This window comes from Streptomyces sp. V1I1 (assembly GCF_030817355.1).
Lineage (GTDB): Bacteria > Actinomycetota > Actinomycetes > Streptomycetales > Streptomycetaceae > Streptomyces.
This window is the reverse complement of record NZ_JAUSZH010000001.1, coordinates 2677191-2695752: the sequence shown is the minus strand read 5'-3', so window position 1 is coordinate 2695752 and position 18562 is coordinate 2677191. Positions and strand designations below refer to the sequence as shown.

Annotated in this window: 14 protein-coding genes; 9 read left to right on the top strand and 5 right to left on the bottom strand. The window is 71.2% G+C overall.

Features of this window, described 5'->3' with window-relative positions; genetic code table 11:
• The first annotated feature begins 27 nt into the window (after positions 1–27).
• On the top strand, positions 28–2883 hold the full coding sequence (locus tag QFZ67_RS12570) for a M4 family metallopeptidase (RefSeq protein WP_307661173.1): 2856 nt from the start codon (positions 28–30) through the stop codon (positions 2881–2883).
• A gap of 98 nt (positions 2884–2981) precedes the next feature.
• Positions 2982–3863 (top strand): pentapeptide repeat-containing protein, encoded by an 882-nt coding sequence (locus tag QFZ67_RS12565; protein WP_307661172.1) that lies wholly within the window; start codon positions 2982–2984, stop codon positions 3861–3863.
• A gap of 31 nt (positions 3864–3894) precedes the next feature.
• Here the strand turns inward: QFZ67_RS12565 and QFZ67_RS12560 are convergent, their stop codons facing one another.
• On the bottom strand, positions 3895–4722 hold the full coding sequence (locus tag QFZ67_RS12560; RefSeq protein WP_307661171.1) for a lysozyme: 828 nt from the start codon (positions 4720–4722) through the stop codon (positions 3895–3897).
• A gap of 230 nt (positions 4723–4952) precedes the next feature.
• Here QFZ67_RS12560 and QFZ67_RS12555 point away from each other — a divergent pair, with 230 nt between their 5' ends.
• Positions 4953–5441, top strand: coding sequence for a MarR family winged helix-turn-helix transcriptional regulator (locus tag QFZ67_RS12555; RefSeq protein WP_307661170.1), 489 nt, complete (start codon positions 4953–4955; stop codon positions 5439–5441).
• A 6-nt stretch (positions 5442–5447) separates the two neighbouring features.
• On the opposite strand, the gene QFZ67_RS12550 is transcribed toward QFZ67_RS12555, so the two are convergent.
• Complete coding sequence (locus tag QFZ67_RS12550) at positions 5448–6236, bottom strand: hypothetical protein (protein ID WP_307661169.1); 789 nt, start codon at positions 6234–6236, stop codon at positions 5448–5450.
• A 313-nt stretch (positions 6237–6549) separates the two neighbouring features.
• Here QFZ67_RS12550 and QFZ67_RS12545 point away from each other — a divergent pair, with 313 nt between their 5' ends.
• The 5 genes from QFZ67_RS12545 to QFZ67_RS12525 are packed head-to-tail and all read left to right on the top strand — an operon-like array spanning position 6550 to position 12118.
• Positions 6550–9342 carry a nitrate- and nitrite sensing domain-containing protein gene (locus QFZ67_RS12545; RefSeq protein ID WP_373429995.1) on the top strand — a complete coding sequence of 931 codons (2793 nt, stop codon included), beginning with the start codon at positions 6550–6552 and terminating at the stop codon, positions 9340–9342.
• Entirely contained in the window at positions 9339–9821 is a 483-nt protein-coding gene (locus tag QFZ67_RS12540) for a roadblock/LC7 domain-containing protein (protein ID WP_307661167.1), read from the top strand. The genes QFZ67_RS12545 and QFZ67_RS12540 overlap by 4 nt, the downstream gene beginning before the upstream one ends.
• Positions 9818–10231, top strand: coding sequence for a DUF742 domain-containing protein (locus tag QFZ67_RS12535; RefSeq protein ID WP_307661166.1), 414 nt, complete (start codon positions 9818–9820; stop codon positions 10229–10231). The genes QFZ67_RS12540 and QFZ67_RS12535 overlap by 4 nt, the downstream gene beginning before the upstream one ends.
• The gene (locus QFZ67_RS12530; protein ID WP_307661165.1) at positions 10212–10847 is read left to right on the top strand and encodes an ATP/GTP-binding protein; all 636 of its coding nucleotides are present in this window, start codon (positions 10212–10214) and stop codon (positions 10845–10847) included. The genes QFZ67_RS12535 and QFZ67_RS12530 overlap by 20 nt, the downstream gene beginning before the upstream one ends.
• Before the next feature lie 23 nt (positions 10848–10870).
• Complete coding sequence (locus QFZ67_RS12525; protein WP_307661164.1) at positions 10871–12118, top strand: styrene monooxygenase/indole monooxygenase family protein; 1248 nt, start codon at positions 10871–10873, stop codon at positions 12116–12118.
• Here the strand turns inward: QFZ67_RS12525 and QFZ67_RS12520 are convergent.
• The 3 genes from QFZ67_RS12520 to QFZ67_RS12510 all read right to left on the bottom strand — a co-directional run bounded on the left by QFZ67_RS12520 (position 12079) and on the right by QFZ67_RS12510 (position 16177).
• Positions 12079–13260 (bottom strand): C40 family peptidase, encoded by a 1182-nt coding sequence (locus QFZ67_RS12520; RefSeq protein WP_307661163.1) that lies wholly within the window; start codon positions 13258–13260, stop codon positions 12079–12081. The two genes, QFZ67_RS12525 and QFZ67_RS12520, sit on opposite strands and share 40 nt — an antisense overlap.
• Positions 13261–13404: 144 nt before the next feature.
• Entirely contained in the window at positions 13405–15864 is a 2460-nt protein-coding gene (locus QFZ67_RS12515; RefSeq protein WP_307661162.1) for a PQQ-binding-like beta-propeller repeat protein, read from the bottom strand.
• 37 nt (positions 15865–15901) lie between these two features.
• The gene (locus QFZ67_RS12510; protein WP_307661161.1) at positions 15902–16177 is read right to left on the bottom strand and encodes a hypothetical protein; all 276 of its coding nucleotides are present in this window, start codon (positions 16175–16177) and stop codon (positions 15902–15904) included.
• A gap of 305 nt (positions 16178–16482) precedes the next feature.
• Between QFZ67_RS12510 and QFZ67_RS12505 the strand changes: the two genes are divergently transcribed.
• Complete coding sequence (locus QFZ67_RS12505; protein WP_307661160.1) at positions 16483–18417, top strand: hypothetical protein; 1935 nt, start codon at positions 16483–16485, stop codon at positions 18415–18417.
• Positions 18418–18562: the final 145 nt, after the last annotated feature.

Below are 18562 nucleotides of genomic sequence, written 5' to 3'. Positions count from 1 at the left end.
GACCAGCACGTGGGAGGGGTACGAACTGTGCGCAAGGCCAGGACAAGCACACAGAGACCGGGCATATCCAGGGGGACCGGTCTCGCCGCGCTGCTCGGAGCAGCCGGGCTGCTGCTCACCGCGGTACCGGCACAGGCGGTCACTCCGCCGGCCGCCGCACCGCCCGCCGATGTCATACCGGGGGCCGAGACGGCCACCCCGTCGCTCGTCGACGGCATCCGGGAGGCGGTGGACGCCAAGGCCAGCCCTGCGGACGCGGCCCGCGGCCATCTCGACGCCAAGGACGGCCGCTACCGGATCGCCGACGCCCGGCGCGACCTCGCGCCGCTGCAGACCGTCAGACACGGCGTGGCAGAGGTCGTGAGGCTTCAGCAGAAGCACCACGGCATCCCGGTGTTCGGCGGCCAGTACGTCGTACGTATGGAGTCCAAGGGCGGCAAGCGCTTCGTCACCGGCACCTCCGGCAAGTACTTCACTGGACTGAAGACCGGCACGAACGCGACGTTGAGCAAGGAGACGGCGGTGCGCCGCGCGGTCGCGGCGACCGCGGCGCGCCTCGGCGGCAAGACGCTGAGCAAGGCCGACGCCGTACGCGGCAAGGGGGGCAAGTCCGCGAAGGCCGCCGCGCTCAGCGGCGCCGCCGGCGGCCTCGTGGTGATCCCGCGTGGCGAGGGCGTGCTCGCCTACCACGTGACCGTACGCGGCACGAATCCCACCACTGGCGAACCGGTGCTGCAGCAGGTCTACGTCGACGCCCGCGCCGGCTACCCGGTGCTGCAGTTCAGCGGCATCAAGACGCTGACCGCGAAGAAGGCCACCGCGTCCGCCGCCACCGCGTCCGGCACGGCGGCGAAGGCCGCACCGCGGTCCGCGCGCGCGGCCGACGCCGACCCCGCCGCCGGCCTCAAGGGCACCGGCGTCAAGCTGGACGGCGCCAAGGTCGAGCTGGACGTCCAGCTCGACACCACCCGCGACCAGTACGTACTGATCGACCAGTCGCGGATGGGCGCCACCAGCAAGAACACCCTCACCACCTGGGACGCGCGGGACCGCGACGTGAGCGAGGTGGCCGGCGCCTGGCCGAGCGGGCTGAAGGAATTCGGCCACCCGGCCAAGGACTTCGGCAAGGACGCAACCGAGTCCGGCGCGGTCGACGCCCACTGGGCGGGCGGCAAGGTCTACGACTACTTCAAGACGAACCACGCCCGCGACAGCCTCGACGGCCGCGGCATGACCGTCAACTCCCTGGTCGGGGTCACCTTCTTCGGCGGTCCGTACGTCAACGCCTTCTGGGACGGCCAGAAAATGGTCTACGGCAGCGGCGACGAGGACTACAAGCCGCTCTCCGCCGACCTCGACGTGGTGGGCCACGAGATGACCCACGGCGTCGTCGAGAACACCGCCAACCTCGTCTACGCAGGCCAGTCCGGCGCCCTCAACGAGGCACTCGCCGATTACTTCGGCAACGCGATCGACACCAGCGCCTCCGGCGTCTCCATGGACGACCCGGACGCCGGTCTGATCGGCGAGGACCTCTGCCGTACCACGAAGCCGCGCGAGTGCGCCTTCCGCAATCTCAACGACGGTGCGACCACCTCGAAGAACTTCCTCGGTGTCGCCTTCGGCACCGACAACGGTGGCGTGCACCTCAACTCCACCATCTTCTCCGGCGCGCTGTGGGACCTGCGCCAGGACGTGGGCGGGGAGCTCGCCGACCGCATCGTGTACAAGGCGCTGGCCGAGTACATGACGCCGCTCGACGGCTTCACCGACGGCCGCAACGCGGTGCTCGCGGCGGCCAAGGACCTCGGCGTCACCGCGAAGCAGCTCACCGCGGTGAAGCGCTCCTTCAACGCCCACGGCATCGTCCCCGGCTGGGAGGACGCGCTAGGCGTCGACTCCGACCAGCTGCTGGGCAAGGTCAACACGTCCGGTACCGGGGTCCAGGCGGGCGGCGGCTGGTGGGCCGCGTCGCAGTCCAACGACGACGGCTCGGAGCCGTACTCCGTCTACGCGGGCCGTACGGACGGCAAGGGCGCCCCGAAGCTGATCAGCCCCAACGACGGCCGCTACCACGTCTACCCGGCGACCGACGGCAAGACGGTCGTCTGGGCGGCCTACGGCACGACCAGCCTCGACATCCTCTCCCGGCCGCTCGCGGGCGGTCCGATCAAGAAGCTCCACACCTCGTTCACGGACGTCGGCGGGCTGCGCGTGGAGAACGGCGTCGTCGTCTTCGAGAGCTTCGGCATCTTCGGCGACCGGCATGTGGGCTATCTGCGCCCCGGCGACCGTGAGCCCACATTCGTGGACGGCGGCGGCTTCGACATACTCACCGCACTCCCGGCGGTCAAGAACGGGAAACTCGTCTACGCCAAGCTGTATCCGACCCCCGAGGAGTACAAGCTCGGCGTCGAGGTCTACGACCTCAAGACCGGCAAGGCCACCCTCGCGGGGCAGCTCGGTGAGCCGCAGATCCTCGGTCAGAGCGGGATCAACTCCACGCACGCCTTCTGGCTGGTGGACGAGAATCTGAATGACGAGGGCCAGATGGCCGTCCGCCGCTCGGGCCTGGACGGCACCGGTACGGTGGACATCAGCCCGGAGGCCAAGCCGACCGCGCTGCTGCCCTTCGACCTGACGGCCTCCGAGGACGCGGTCACTGTCAACAGCGTGCTGCCCGACACGGTGTTCCGTAACGAGTCGCTGTCGAAGTTGTGGCAGCTGACGACGGACGGCTCGCGCAAGGAGCGGGTCTCCTGCAACCGCGGTGAGCAGATCTCCCCGGCCGCGGTCTCGGGCCGGCAGGTGGTCTGGATCGACGGCACGACGGGCTGGACCGACCTGGTCACCCGCGAGCGCCCGGCCGGCCTGTGCGGCTGACGCCCCCGCGATGATCTCTCGGTGAGAGACGGACCCCCGGCGCCCGTGCGCCGGGGGTTCGGGGGTCCGGCGGTGGCGGCCCGGGAGGACACAGCACAATGGCTGGTGTGAACGACCAACGCGATGACCGGGCCCTGCGGGCGGACTGCGGGAGCTGCTTCGGACTGTGCTGCGTGGCACTGCCCTTCTCGGCATCCGCGGACTTCGCGATCAACAAGGACGCCGGAAAGCCCTGCTCCAACCTGCAGACGGACTTCCGCTGCGGCATCCACACGCGGCTGCGGCAGAGCGGCTTTCCCGGCTGCACGGTCTACGACTGCTTCGGCGCGGGACAGAAGGTCTCCCAGGTCACCTTCGGCGGCACCGACTGGCGACAGGCCCCGGAATCCGCGTCGCAGATGTTCGCGGTGTTCCCCGTCGTACGACAGCTTCATGAGCTGCTCCGCTATCTGACCGAGGCGCTCACCCTGCACCCCGCCCGCGCGCTGCACGGCGAGCTGCGGCGGCTGCTGGAGGAGACCGAGCGCCTCACCGGGCTCGGCCCCGACGCCCTCGAAAAGCTGGACGTGGCCACGCACCGGCAGGACGTCAACGTGCTGCTGCTCCGTACGAGCGAACTCGTCCGGGCCGAAGCGGCGGGCAAGATGAAGGACCGCAAGAACAAGGACCGCAAGAACAAGGACCGCAAGAACAAGGACCGGAAGAAGGACCGCAGGGGAGCCGACCTCGTCGGTGCGCGGCTGCGGGGCGCGGACCTCAGGGGCGCCGATCTGCGCGGCGCGTATCTCATCGCCGCCGATCTCACCGGCGCCGATCTGCGTCTCGCCGACCTCATCGGGGCCGACCTCAGGGACGCGAACCTCGCGGGCGCGGATCTGACCGGCAGCATCTTCCTCACCCAGCCGCAGCTGAACGCGGCCAAGGGCGACCTGTCCACCAGGGTTCCGCCCGGGCTGACCCGCCCCGCGCACTGGTCGTGACCAGCGGGCGCGGGACGGCTGCGTGCGCCGCTCACCCGTTGGCGAGCGCCACGACGCGGTCCAGCGCGCCGTTGAACTTGTTGTGGTCCCCGACGATCGGTCCTGACGAGGTGTACTGCCACATCGTCTGGTAGGCCCAGCCGGCCGGCAGGGTGCCCGGCGTGGTGTTGTACCGGGCGATCCACAGCGGGTTGGCCGCGCCGAAGCCGCTGTAGTTGCCGGTGCACTGCGTCCACCAGCTGGTGGCGGTGTAGATCACCGCGTCCCGCCCGGTGCGCGCCTTGTAGCGGTTCAGGAAGTCGCGGATCCAGGTGACCATCCCGGACTGGGTCTTGCCGAAGCAGGCGGCGCCGTACGGATTCCACTCGATGTCCAGCGCGCCCGGCAGGGTCTTGCCGTCCCGGGACCAGCCGCCGCCGTTGTTCACGAAGTAGTCGGCCTGCGCCGTTCCGGTCGCGGTGTCGGGGGTGGCGAAGTGGTAGGCGCCGCGGATCATCCCGATGTTGTACGAGCCGTTGTACTGCTGCGCGAAGTACGGATTCCTGTAGTAGGTGCCCTCGGTGGCCTTGACGTAGGCCCACTTCACGCCGCTGCTCCACAGGCCGGACCAGTTGACGTTGCCCTGGTGGCTGGAGACGTCGACGCCTTCCGTCTGGGCGGCGCGGTTGACCGGCGGTAGGCCTCCCTGTCCGTCGTGGGCGATGACGCCCATGCCCAGGTGCGCCGAGCCGCGCGGGGGAGTGTCAGCGGCGCCGGCGGTGGCGGGGAGGGTGAGGAGGAGCGAGAGAACTGCGAGGAGAGTGCCGGCCGCTGTCGCGAGGCGTGAGCGGTCGGTCGATCCGGATCTGAGCACGGGCATAGCGTGCCTCCGAAGACCTCGGTGGGGGAACTGACGATGTGTCGACATGTCGTGGCGGATTTTCATGGTGTGGACATGCCAGCTATGACGCTACGCACGTAGAACCCCCTTGTGGAAGGAGGTCAGGGTGCTGCCGTTGGTCTACGCCTGCGAAATACTGGCCGAGCTGCGGCAATGGGTGCCGCCGGAAGAAACTTTCAGGATCCGGAAAGCGCGCGAGGGGTGCTGACGTGCACGAAAGCGGTACAGGGAGTGAAGCGGACCCCAAGGGCGGGAGTGGTGTGGACCACGAATTCCTCGCTCTGGAACGGGAGTTGGCCGTCTTTCTGCGCCGGGCCCGGGCGTCCTCCGGCGAGATGGCCCGCGAGGTCCACCCCGATCTCGAACCCGCCGCGTACGGACTTCTCGTGCGTCTTGAGGAGGCCGGGCAGCAGCGCGCCACTGACCTCGCCGGCTACATCGGCGTCGGCAAGGCGACTATGAGCCGCCAGTTGCGCGCCCTGGAGGAGCTCGGCCTGGTGGTCCGCGAACCCGACCCGGCCGACGGCCGCGCTTCACTCGTCCGGCTCACCGACGAAGGGCGCTCGAGCTTCCGCCGGGTGCGGGACGCGCGGCGCGACCGCTATATGAGCAAGCTGGCGGGCTGGGACCGCGGCGAGGTCGCGGAGCTGGCCCGGCTGCTGCACCAGCTGAACCAGCGGGCCGAGAGCGAGGGGTGACTCGGGTCAGAGCTCCGCGAAGACCGCCGCCGCGTCGTCGTGCAGCTTCCAGCGGATCACGCTCCCGCGCTCCTGGGCCGAGTTCTCCAGCGCCCTGACCCGGTCGATCAGCCCCTGCGGCCCCTCCTTGCGCAGCAGCCCCAGGCACTCGGCCCAGCTGCCCTCCGCGAACATCTCCACCCAGCGGGCCGCTCCATCGGTCAGCGCGGCCACGGCCCGCACTTCGCCGCGGGGCGTGCTGCCCGTCACCACGCGGACAGCCACCCCCGGATCGGCCGCAGCGGTGAAGAACCCGCCCTCCGTATTGCGCAGCGCGTCCGCCGAGGCATGTGTACGCAGGGACTCGCGGGGCAACTGGTCGATACGGTCGTCCAGCACCGCCCGCACCTCCCCGTCCGGCGACTCCAGCAGCAGCGTCGAGTCGGAGAGCACCAGATGCTCCACCGGCTCCGCCCGGCCGCCCCAGCGCGCCATGACCACCGTGGCCTGCGGTGTACGCACGTGAGAAAGGTCACAGGTGTCCCGGTGGGCATCCGCGGTGCGCCGGATTGCCTCCGAAAGGACCTCTGCCAGTGTCATATCCCGTCGCGAACCGGACAGTTCGACCAGCGCGCCGCCGAGCCTGGCGGTGAACCAGGGCACCCCGTGCACACACCCGTAGTCCCCCGCGGGTGGCGTCACACCGTCCAGCACCACGAGCGTTCCGCCCTGGCCGGAGCCCGGCAGGGCCACGGAAGCCCAGTCTTCGTTGGGGCGTTCGGGCGTGCCGGGGGCGGTCGCGAGTTCGATACGCATAATCCCCAGTCTGCATGACACCTTCACGAAGCCCGCATGACCACGCAATTGGCCCGTACAAGCAGGTCAGGGCGTGTTCAGGGGCTGTGTGACGCGGGCCGCCCCGGCTGCGGGCGCGCATCCTGCCAAAGCCCGGCCGGAAGATCCAGCCGATGCCCGGCGCGCCGCCGTATCGGCCGCGGCGGCGACTTGTTCGCCAACTCCCGAGTGATGTTCACTCGTTTCCGTACCAGGGGTAGGCCCTCGCGTGTGACCGGTCGTCATCTCTGGTCTGGTTCATGGGCGGACGAGTCAAGCAAGATTGCGAGCACCGGTGCAGATGAAGCGGCCTCGGGGCAACGGCGGCAGGCCCATCGAAACTCCGGACGGCTCCCCGGCCCCCCGCGTCGTACGGGTACGCAGCCGTCTGGTGGCAGGAGTCGCAGCCGTCAGCCTCGTCGTGATCGCGGCGGGCGCCCCCGGCGTCCTCGCCACGTCCGCCGAACTGACCGAGTCCCAGGACCTGGTCACCCTCGCCGCGCTGAACCGCCAGGCCGTCACCCTGGCCCACTCCCTCGCCGACGAGCGCGACGAGGTCACCGCGTACATCGCGGCGGGCCGTGACGACCAGAAGGGTGACAAGGACGACCGGCGCGAGATCTCCGCCAGCCGCAGCACCCGCGTCGACCGGCAGATCGACGAGATCCGCGGCGCCATTCCCGGCGACCACGCCGAACTGCGCCGCGACCTGTCCGCCGTGCCCTCCGTCCGCCGCACCGCCCTCACCGGCAAAGGCACGGCGATGGAGGCCTACCGGGCGTACTCCGCGGTCATCGCGAACCTGCACGCCCTGGCCGACGAGCTCGCCGACAAGACCCCACCGCGCGCCGCCGCGGGCACCGTCCCCCAGAGCCTTCGGCCTGGGGGGACCCCCAGCTCGCTGCGCTCGTCCGCCGCGCTCGGCCTCGCCGTCGAGCAGGCGTCCGCCACCCGTGGGCTGCTGCTGGCCGCACTCTCCGTGCCGCGCAAAGAGAGCAGCCCGAGCTTCGACCCGGTCACCGGACTGCCCGTCCAGGACGAGGGCGGGGACGACGGCGAGAGTGACCGTACGCGCAACGAGCTGAGCGCCGCCGCCCAGCAGTCCCGGGTGCGTGAACTCGCCGCGCTCGCCGATTTCGACCAGGCCGCAGGCAAGGATGCCCGCGACTCGCTGGCCGCCACCGTCACCGGATCCGAGGTCAAGGCCGCCGAGCGCTATCTGGCCCGGCTGACCGACCAGCCCGAGCTCTCCTCGGCCGACCGCAAGTCCAACCGCGAAAAGCTCGAATCCTCGCTCACCGCCCGGATCGAGCAGATGCGGGGCGTCGAGTCCTCCCTCGCCGCCGAACGGACCGAGCGCTTCGAGCAGCTGCGCGACGACGACGTCACCGCGCTGGAGATCCGGATCGCCCTGCTCGGCGGCCTGCTGATCGTCGCCATCGGCGTGTCCGCCGCCGTCGCCCGTACGCTCACCCGGCCGCTCGCCGTCCTGCGGATCGGCGCGGCCCGACTCGCGGCCGCCCCCGAGGTCGAGGAGCCGGTCCGCTTCACCGGCCGCAACGACGAGTTCGCGCAGGTCGTACGGTCCCTGAACACCCTGCACGACAAGCTGCGGGACCTCGGCGTACGGGCCGAGCGGCTGGACAGCGACCGCGGCGACCTGGCCGACGCCCGTGACGCGCTGGCCGCCGAAGTGGCCGCCGGCCGCGCCGAACTCCAGGCGCACACCCACCAGCTGACCGCCGAGCTCGAACGGCTGCGGAACACCGTCCAGCACACCTTCGTCAACCTCTCGCTGCGCACCCTCGGCCTCGTCGAGCGGCAGCTCGGCGTGATCGAGAAGCTGGAGGAGCGCGAGCAGGACCCCGAGCGGCTCGCCACCCTCTTCAAGCTCGACCACATGGCCACCGTCATGCGCCGCCACAGCGAGAACCTGCTGGTCCTCGCGGGCGCCGAGCACGGCCAGGGGCACGCGAGCCCGGTCCCGCTCATCGACGTACTGCGCGCCGCCGTCAGCGAGATCGAGCGGTACGAACGGGTCATCATCCAGTCCCTGCCGCCGCACGCGCAGGTCGCCGGATTCGCCGCGGACGACCTCAGCCATCTGATCGCCGAGCTCCTGGAGAACGCCACCTCCTTCTCGCCGCCGGACGCCCAGGTCGAGCTGTCGGGCTGGCTGCTGGAGAGCGGCGAGGTGATGCTCTCCGTACAGGACACCGGCATAGGGATGACCGCCGGGCGGATGGCCGAGCTGAACGCGCGACTCGAGGACCCGGACGCGTACGAGACCCAGGCCGGCCGGGACGGCGAGGGCCTCGGGCTGCGGGTGGCCGGGCTGCTGGCCGCACGCCACGGTGTACGGGTGCAGCTGCGCGAGCAGAAGCAGGGCGGGATCGCCGCGGTCGTCGTTCTCACGCAGGCGCTGCTGCCGACCGGACCGCCGGCCGCCGAGACGCACACCGTGCCGGTGGCGGGCACCGTCGGGACACCGACGCAGCATCTGCCCGGGTCGGTGGCGGAGGCCAACTCCAATGCGCTGCCGGGCAGTTCGCGCCGGATTGACCCGTTGGTCGTGGCCGCCGAGCAGGCGATCCGCGCGGCGGAGCCGGACGTGCACGAGCGGATGGCCGACGGGGACCCGGAGAGCACCGGGGTCGACGAGGCGACGTTCGCGATGCGCCTGCCGGAGTCGGTCGCCGAAGAGCCGGTGGCCGAGGAGCCGGTGGCCGAGGAGCCGGTGGCCGAGGAGCCGGTGGCCGAGATGGAGCTCGAGCCGGCCGCTGGGTTCGAGCCGGTCGCCGAGCCCGAGCCGGTCGAGGAGCCGCGGCCCGCCTGGGAACGCGTCACCGACAAGGGCCTGCCCAAGCGCACCCCCAAGGTCGTCAAGCCCGCCGCCGCGCCCAGCGAGCGCGCCGGCAGCGTCGACGCCGACGCCCTGCGCCGCCGCCTCGGCGGCTTCCACCAGGGCGCGAAGGACGGCCGCCGCGACGCCGAGGCGGAGATCGCGGAGATCGCGGACCAGACGGAGACGGATGCAGGCACCGAAGCAGCAGAAGCGGGGGACACAGTCGAGGAGGCACGCAGTTGACTGCGACCGGGACATTCGGCCTGAGCAGTGAAGCCCGCAATCTGCACTGGTTGCTGAGCAATCTCGTGGAGGAGGTGCCAGGGGTTCGCTCGGTCGCTGTCGTCTCGTCCGACGGACTGCTGCTGCTCTCGTCCGACCCCGCCCAGAACGCCGCTCCGGCCGCCACCGGCCGCCGGGAAGGCCCCAGGGGCTCCAGCGCGGACCTCGCCACCATCGTCTCCGGCATCGGCAGCCTCACCATCGGCGCCGCCAAGCTGATGGACGGCGGCGGGGTCAAGCAGACGATGGTCGCGATGGAGGAGGGCAGCGTCTTCGTGATGTCGATCAGCGACGGCTCGCTGCTCGGCGTGCACGCCACTCCCGACTGCGACATGACCGTCGTCGCGTACCACATGGCGCTCTTCGTCGGCCGCGCCGGACATGTCCTTACCCCCGAACTCCGCAGCGAACTGCGCAAATCGATGGAGAGCGCTCAGTGACGCCCGCCGCTGAACCCGCCCGAAGGCTTCCCGTCCGCGGTGAGAGCCGACGCCCCGCCCGGGTCCGCCCCTACTCACTCACCGGCGGCCGCACCCGCTTCGGCCATGTGCTGCTCGTCGAGACGTTCGTCGCCGCGCTCGAAGCCCCCGAGGAGCGCAGGGAACTGCCCAACGGGGACCTCTCCTCGCGCGTCATGCCCGAACTGCGGGCGATCGTCGAGCTGTGCCGACGTATGCGTACCGTTGCCGAGATATCGGCCCTGCTGAAGATGCCGCTCGGTGTCGTCCGGGTGCTGCTCAGCGACCTGGCCGACCAGGGAAAGATCCGCGTGTACGGGACCGGGCACGGCGCCGGCCAGCCCGACCGCGCGCTGCTCGAAAGGGTGCTGAGTGGACTCCGCCGCCTCTGACACGCTGCTTGCCCGTCCCCACCCGCAGCCCGAAGAGGAGCTGCAGGCCTGGCAGTTGGACCACACCAGGGCACCCATCGCCACCAAGATCGTGGTCGCTGGCGGCTTCGGCGTCGGCAAGACGACCTTCGTCCGCTCGGTCTCCGAGATCACGCCGCTGCAGACCGAGGCGCTGATGACGCAGGCGAGCGAGGAGAGTGACGATCTCGCCGCGACGCCCGACAAGCTCACCACGACCGTGGCCATGGACTTCGGCCGGATCACGCTCGACGACGATCTGGTGCTGTACGTCTTCGGCACGCCGGGCCAGCAGCGCTTCTGGTTCATGTGGGACGACCTGGTGCGTGGCGCGATAGGCGCGGTCGTGCTGGCCGACACCCGCAGGCTGCCGGACTGCTTCCCGGCGCTCGACTACTTCGAGAGCAGTGGCCTGCCGTACATCGTCGCCGTCAACCACTTCGAGGGTACGGAGCTGTTCGAGGCCGAAGACGTGCGGGAAGCGCTGACGGTGCCGCCCCACATACCCGTGGTGATCATGGACGCGCGCAACCGGATCACGGTGATCGAGTCCCTGCTCACGCTGGTCGCCCACGCCCTCGAAGCAACCCCCGAATAGCTACGCAACGGAGAACACCCGCCATGCGGAAGATACTCATAGTCGGAGCCGGTCAGTCCGGTCTCCAGCTCGCCCTCGGACTCCAGTCGCAGGGCTACGAGGTCACCCTCATGTCCAACCGCACGGCCGACGAGATTCGGTCCGGCCGGGTCATGTCCACGCAGTGCATGTTCCACACGGCGCTGCAGCACGAGCGCGATCTCGGCATCAACTTCTGGGAGTCCCAGGCCCCGCGCATCGAGGGCCTCGGCGTCTCCGTCGCCGCCCCGGACTCCACCCGCGCCATCGACTGGGTCGGCAAGCTCGACGGCTACGCCCAGTCCGTCGACCAGCGCGTGAAGATGGCCGGCTGGATGGAGACGTTCGCGCAGCGCGGCGGCCAGCTCGTCATCCACGGCGCGGCGGTCTCCGACCTGGACTACTTCTCCCGTACGTACGACCTGGTGATGGTCTCGGCGGGCAAGGGCGAGCTGGTCTCGATGTTCGGCCGGGACGCCTCCCGTTCCCCGTACGACGAACCGCAGCGCGCGCTCGCCGTCGCCTACGTCCACGGCCTGGGCCCGCGCCCCGAGCACCCGGACTATGACGCGGTCCGCTGCAACCTGGTCCCCGGCGTCGGCGAGCTCTTCGTGATGCCGACGCTCACCAACAGCGGCCGCGCGGACATCCTCTTCTGGGAGGGCATCCCGGGCGGACCGCTCGATGCCTTCCAGGGGGTCAAGGACCCCGCCGAGCATCTCTCCCTGACCCTGGAGCTCATGGAGAAGTTCACGCCCTGGGAGTACGCGCGCGCCACCAAGGTCGAGCTGACCGATCCGAACGGCACGCTCGCGGGCCGGTACGCCCCCACCGTCCGCAATCCGATCGGCCGCCTACCCGGCGGCGGTCTGGTCCTCGGCGTTGCGGACGTCGTCGTCGCCAACGACCCGATCACCGGGCAGGGCTCCAACTCGGCGTCCAAGTGCGCCGCCTCGTACCTCGCATCGATCACCGAGCACGGCGACCGGCCGTTCGACGAGGCGTGGATGCAGTCCACGTTCGACCGTTACTGGGACACCGCGCAGCACGTCACCAAGTGGACGAACGCGATGCTCGGCGTCCCGCCGGAGCACGTGCTCAACCTGATCGGCGCGGCCGGTGGGCTCCAGCCGGTCGCCGACCGGTTCGCGAACGGCTTCAACGACCCGGCCGACTTCGAGAACTTCTTCTTCGAGCCGGAGAAGGCGAACGCCTACCTGGCCGAGGTGTCCGGAGCTTCCGCCGCGGAGTAGCCGTCGTCCTTCCCCGCCGTGGCGCCCTTCGGGAGCTGCGGCGGGGTGTACGTGCTCAGCGGGCTGCCGTCCGGGTCCGGGCGGACCGCGCCGATCAGCGGATTCGACGCGATGGCGGAGACCTTGACCTTGGTGCCCGGGCGGGGGGCCTGGACGACCATGCCGTTGCCGAGGTAGATGGCCACATGGGTGGCCTTGGGGAAGTAGATCACCAGATCGCCGGGCCGCAGTGAGCGCAGTGAGACCTTCGGGAGCTGGGCCCACTGCTCCTGGCTGGTCCGTGGGATCTCGCGGCCTGCCTGTGCCCAGGCCTGCGAGGTCAGCCCCGAGCAGTCGTACGACCGCGGGCCCTCCGCGCCCCAGACGTACGGCTTGCCGATCTGCTCGACCGCGTACTCCAGCGCCCGCTCGCCCTTCTGCGTCGGCGTGCGCTTACCGTCGAGCACACCCGAGGCAAGGAGCTTCTCCTGGGCCTTGGCCGCGTTGGACCGCTCCAGCGCCGCCACTTCGGCGATCTCGGCGGCGGAGAGCGAGGCGAGCATCTTCTCGACGTCCTTCAGCCGCGCGGTCGCGTTGTCGCGCGCCTCCTTCTGCTTCGTCGCCAGCGTCAGCTCCCTGTCCAGCGCCTTGCGGGACGCGGCCGCCAGCCTGGCGGCCCGCTTCGCGCCCGCCTCAAGACCGGCCATCGTCGCCAGCCGGTCGGCGGCCGCGCGCTCCATCAGATGATCCTGGTCGAGGGCCTGTTTCGGATTCCGGGCGAGCAGCAGCCACAGATACGAGGAGAGCTCGGACTGGCCCCGGTACTGCTCGCGGGCCAGCCGTCCCGCTTCGCCGCGGGCCGCGACGAACGCGTTGCGCGCGCCCGCCAGCTCCCGGGCGAGCCTCGCCGTCTCGGCGCGCTGCTTCTTGAGCTCCTCCTCCGTCGCGTTGTACGTCTCGCCGGCCTCCTCCACCTGGCGGTACAGCGTCTGAAGCGCGGTCAGCATCCCGGAGACGGTCGTGGGCGGTGCGGGTGCGGGTGCGGGTGCGGGTGCGGGTGCCGGTGGGGGTGCGCCGGCGGCGGGTGCGGCCGGTACCGCCGCGACGGCGGTCGCGGCCGCCAGCGCCGCCGTACAGACAGAGCGGAGCAATCTGCCTGACACTTCATCACCTCCGGCTGCGGGCGAGGGCGGGCCGTCCGCCCCACGGCCGATCATGCGAGGGCGCGCGTGGGGGTGCCCCGCGAGTGGTCAGATCGGCGCAATACGGTCACTCGTTGGGGCGGAGTGCGGGCAGCTTCCGGCGTGTCAGTCCACCGGCAGCGCGTAGAAGGTCCCCTCCCGCTGGACGACGAGATTCCGGCCGCCGCCACCCGGCAGGGGCACATAGCGGGGGCCGCCCGGGACGTCCTTCACGCCCGCCTCCTGGAACTTCCACAGCCGCCTGCCGTCGCGCGCGGCGAACGCGGTGAGCTGCGCGCCGTCGCCCGCGAGCACCGTGGCGCCGCTCGCGCTGAGGGCAGTTCCGGGGACGCCGTTCCAGACGGGCGCCTCGGTGGAGCGCCGCCACTGCTGGCGGCCGGTGGCGGTGTCGATCGCGCACACCTGCTGGTAGCGGTTGGCGACGTACAGCACCGGGCCACGCAGGGTCCCCTTGCCGAAGGGGAAGATTCCGGTCTGGCCGGCCGCCGGGGTGGCGGCGGCCAGCCGCCACAGCCGTGCGCCGGTGCGGCTGGTGAAGGCGTGCAACTCGCCCGCCGCCGCGGCGAACAGCCTTCCCGTCGTATCGCCGACGACTGCGGCGGCAGGCACCACGCCGGGCAGCGGCAGCGACTGACGCAGCTTGCCCGTCTTCCGGTCGAACGCGAGTAGCACGGACGCGCCCTTGGACGCGGTGCGCTGCTTGGGGGTGAGGGACGCCGCGTCCTGCCGTACGACGATGTCGGCGGGGCGGACGGCGATCAGGTCGTACCGGGGGATGCGCGGGGGGAGGCCGTTCGTGACCGGGGTGCGCCACAGCCACTTGCGCGCGACGAGGTCGTACGCGAAGAAGTACGCGGCGAGCGCGGCGCCCTTCTTGACGTGGCCGGTCACCCAGAGCGTGCTGCCCTCCCAGCCGGTGATGCTCCCGAGGGTCAGGGTCTCGCCAGGGCCGGCGAGGGTGGTCTTGGCGATCCGGTGCCTGATCTGCCCGTCCAGCGCGGAGATCCACAGGAAGTGGGTGGGGCCGTCGACGAGACAGAGCGCGTCGTCGACGGGCACGGCGCGGGAGAGCGAGGCGGCCTCCTTGAGCTGCCAGAGCCGGCGCCCGGTGCGCAGGTCCACGCCGACGGCCTGGTCACCACCGGTCAGCACGAGCACGCGGTCGCGCCAGACGGTGGCACTGGGCGGCGCGTCGCCCTCCTTGCCGGGCTGCTCGTACCGCCACGCGGGCTCCGGCGGCATTCCCGCGACGCGGGTGCGCCGGGGAGCGGGGCGGGCCTTGGGGGCAGCGTCTGATTCCCCGTCAGCGACGGCGTACACCCCACCGCCACCGAGGGCGACCCCGGCGAGACCGGCGGCGATGCCTACGAGCAGGGCCCGCCGGTCGGGCTTGGCGGGGGAATGGGCGGGGGCGGGTAGGGGGGCCGGTGCGTATGCGGGTACGGGCATGGCCTGAGGCATGGGCGGGGCGCTTCGCGCGGCGGGCAGCGCGAGGGCGGCGGTCATCCGGTCACCGGGCGTCGCGTTCGGCACGGGGACGCTGCCGCCGGCCGGCGGGCGCCCGCCGAACGGGTGCGGGCCCGGGGCTTGGCCAGGTAGGCCGACGCCAACGGGTTCGGCGACGGCGCCTGCCGCGTGCTGCGGCACCACCACACCGTGCTGCGGCACCACCACACCGTGCGGAACGGCCACACCGAGGGTGAGCCCCTCCACCGCTCCCGCCTGTGACTCCACCGCCTTCACCAGGCTCGGTGGCAGCCAGCCGTCCCTAGCCAGTGCCGCCGCGCCCTCCAGAGCCAAGGTCGCCGCCGCAGTGCTCGCCGACGGGCGGTCCTGAGGGAGCTTGGACAGGCAGCTCGCCACCAGCGGGCGCAACTCGGCCGGCACCCCGCCCAGCTCCGGCTCGCCGTGCGCGATGCCGTCCGCGTCGCCCAGGGGGGTGGTTCCGGTTGCCGCGTACGCGAGAAGCAGGCCGAGGACGAAGATGTCGGACGCCGGGCCCGGCTCCGAACCCGTCGACTGTTCCGGGGTCAGATATCCGAGCTGTACGGACAGTTGCCCGCCCGGGCCCGCCTGGGTCACCGCCGCCGCGCCCAGCGCCCCGAAGGCGGTGAGCCGGGGGCCGTCCGCCGCCAGCAGCACGGTGTCGGGGGCCAGGCCGTGCAGCACCGCACCCGTGGCGTGCACCCGGGACAGTGTCTCCGCCAGCGCCGCGCCCAGTATCCGAACGGCCCGCTCCGGCAGCGGGCCGGCCAGCGCGATCGCCTCGCGCAGCGTCAGCGCCGGGATGTACGCGCTCGCCGTCCACAGTTCCTCGTCCGTGCCGGACCCGAGAGGCTCGGGCACCCACCCGCCGGCCAGCCGTTCCGCGGTCCGCGCCTCGGCCTGGAAGCGGCGCCGGAACGCCGGCACCGCGGCCAGCTCGGGCCTGGCGGCCGAGACCACCACGGTCGTGCCGTCGGGCCCCTGAGCCAGATAGCGGACGCTGCTCGCCGACTCCCACAAGCGCGCCAGCGTGGCGTAGGGGCCGAACTGGCGCGGATCGTCCTGCTGCAGCGGCTCCATGGCGAGCATCCCCCCTGGCGAAACGGTCCTCGCGATCTTATGGCGCGCCGTTCGGCTTCGACCAGGGCCACTTGAGCGCGCGTCGCTCAACGCCCTCGGGGGCGTACTCGTACTTCCAGCCGCGCCGCAGACCGAGCCGCTTGGTGTAGCCCGCGGGGACGCGCCGGTATGCGTACACCGTCGGCGGCGTGCCGTCGTCGTTCGGCACGGGGACCTCGTACCACTTCGGGGGATGCCCGGTCGGCCCGACCAGAACCGGCAGCACGCGCCCGTCCAGCGGCCCGCCCACGAAGGGGGTGTTCTCACTTCTCACACCATCAGTCTCACGCAGGCCCGCCGCGCCGCCGGCACCGGGCGCGCCCGCTGTCCGGTGGATGGAGCTGAATGGCCATGACGTGGGCCCGTTGGAGTGCTGTCCCGGACCCGCTCGGTCGGCGCCGTTGACGCCCCACGGGGCGTGGCGTATCACTTTCGGCTAGTGCCGTAACTCCCGTTCCTTTCGGAGGTGTTACCCCTGTGACGACGCGACGAGCGTTTCTCGCCGGCTCGACCGCAGCACTGTCCGCCTCTGTACTGTCGTTAGCAGCTCCGAGCACCGCGTCCGCCGAGGAGGCGCTGATGCGCGACCCCGTATCGCTGGGTGTACCGCTCGCCGACGTCCTGCTTCTGGGCGGCACGGTCGCTCCGGGGCCGGGCGGCAAACCGGCCCTGTGGAACGTGTCGACGGGCAAGCCCGCCTATCTCAACGCCATCGACCCGGCCACCGGAGAACAGCTGGTCAGCGCGCCCCTCACCGGAGCCGACGGCTCCTGGGCCGTCGCCGCCGCGCCCGACGGGGTGTACGCCGGGACCTACGGCAACGCTCATCTCTACCGCTGGCGGCCCGGCGCCGGCGACGTCGCCGAGGACCTCGGCCTGCCGCTCGCCGCGCAGACCTTCATCTGGTCGCTGACCTCCGACGCCGACGGCAAGATCTGGGGCGGCACCTTCCCCGGCGGAAAGGTCTTCCGCTTCGACCCGGTGACCAAGGAGTACACCAACTTCGGACAGGTGGTCGCGGGTCAGACTTACGTACGGAGCATCGCCTGCGCCGGCGGCAAGGTCTACTCCGGCTCGTACGCCGCGGCACACATCGCCGAGCTGGACCCGGCGACCGGCTCGGTCACCGAACTCCCCAAGCCGCCCGGCCTCAGCACCATAGAGGGCAAGGCCGTGTACGACCTGGACGCTTTCGGCGGACGGCTGTACGCGCGGATCGGGTCCGATCTGCCGAGTCCGCTCTTCGTCTACGACCTCGCCGCGCGCGCCTGGACCGATGAGATCCCCGACGCACACGGCCTGAAGATCGCCCCGCCCGACTCCGGCGGCGGCATCCACCTCATCCAGCGGGGCGAACTGCGCCGCTACGACCCGGCCACCAAACAGCTCACAGGCACCGGCCTCACGCTCACCGGCAAGGTGCAGAACACCCGGTCCATCGGCTGGGCCGAGATGGGCGTCGCGGACTATCCGGGGCGCAGCGTCGTCGGCACGCTCTGGCGCGGCGAGATGTTCCGCTACAACCCCACCACCGGGGCGCACGCGATCGTGGAGACCAAGGTCCGCAAGGAGCCCATAGAGATCCTGGCGGTGACCGGGGGCGGGCGCAGAACCGTCTACGTCGGCGGGTTCCTCAACGGCGGCCTGGGCGCGGTCCGTACGGACACCGGGGCCTCGTCGTTCCACCGCTTCGCGCAGATCGAATCGATCCTTCAGTCCTCGGACGGCTCGGTCTGGCTCGGCGTCTACCCCGAGTCCAGGCTCTACCGCTACCGGCCCGACAAGCCCTGGAACAGCCCCGAGTACTCACCCGGCGGCCCGCCGGGGACCACCCCCAACCCCGAGCTGATCTTCAACCTGGGGCCACAGCTGCAGGCCCGCAGCAAATGCCTCGTCGAGGCGGAGGACGGAAAGATCGCCGTGGGCACCGTCCCGTCCGGCGACCGGCTCGGCGGCGGGCTCGCCATCTACGACCCGTCGTCCCGAGACTGGGAGTTCACCCGCAATGTCTCACAGGACCAGAGCCTCTTCGCGCTCGCCGCGTATGACGGTGTGGTCTACGGCGGCGGGTCCGTGACCGGCGGGCTCAGCACCACGCCGCCCACCAGGAAGGCGGGCGCGGTCTTCGCCTGGGACGTGGACCGCGGCCAGAAGCTCTGGGAGTTCGAGCCGGTCAGCACGGAGGGGACGGTCAGCGCGCTGGCCATCGGCCCCGACCGGAAACTGTGGGGGCTCGCCGGGCACACGCTCTTCGCCGTCGACCGGCAGAGCCAGCAGATCGTTCACCGCTATGAGCTGGGCACCAGGAGCACCGGCGGCTCAATAGTCGTGTCGCGCTCGAAGCTGTACGTGAGCGTGGACGGCGGCTTGATATACCGCATCGATCCGTTCGCCCCGCACCGTGACCCGGTGCTGGTCGTCGCGTATCCGCACCGGCGGCTGACGGGGCATCAGGATGGGCGGTTGTACTTCAACCGTGTCGCCGAGCTGTTCGTCGTCGATCCGCGGCGCTGATCTCCCGGCGCTGATCTCCCGGCCCGATCACACGATCTGATCGCCAGATCTGAACCCCGGTCTGACCTCGCGACATTGACCCCCCGTCATCAAGGCATTGACATGCCAAAACCGCCCGGCTAGTTTCGGCCCAGGCCGAAACTAG

Excerpts from the sequence above, each read along its gene's own strand:
- QFZ67_RS12565 (WP_307661172.1), top strand. The coding sequence starts at position 2,982 with ATGGCTGGTGTGAACGACCAACGCGATGACCGGGCCCTGCGGGCGGAC.
- QFZ67_RS12560 (WP_307661171.1), bottom strand. The coding sequence starts at position 4,722 with ATGCCCGTGCTCAGATCCGGATCGACCGACCGCTCACGCCTCGCGACA.
- QFZ67_RS12550 (WP_307661169.1), bottom strand. The coding sequence starts at position 6,236 with ATGCGTATCGAACTCGCGACCGCCCCCGGCACGCCCGAACGCCCCAAC.
- QFZ67_RS12525 (WP_307661164.1), top strand. The coding sequence starts at position 10,871 with ATGCGGAAGATACTCATAGTCGGAGCCGGTCAGTCCGGTCTCCAGCTC.
- QFZ67_RS12515 (WP_307661162.1), bottom strand. The coding sequence starts at position 15,864 with ATGGAGCCGCTGCAGCAGGACGATCCGCGCCAGTTCGGCCCCTACGCC.
- QFZ67_RS12505 (WP_307661160.1), top strand. The coding sequence starts at position 16,483 with ATGCGCGACCCCGTATCGCTGGGTGTACCGCTCGCCGACGTCCTGCTT.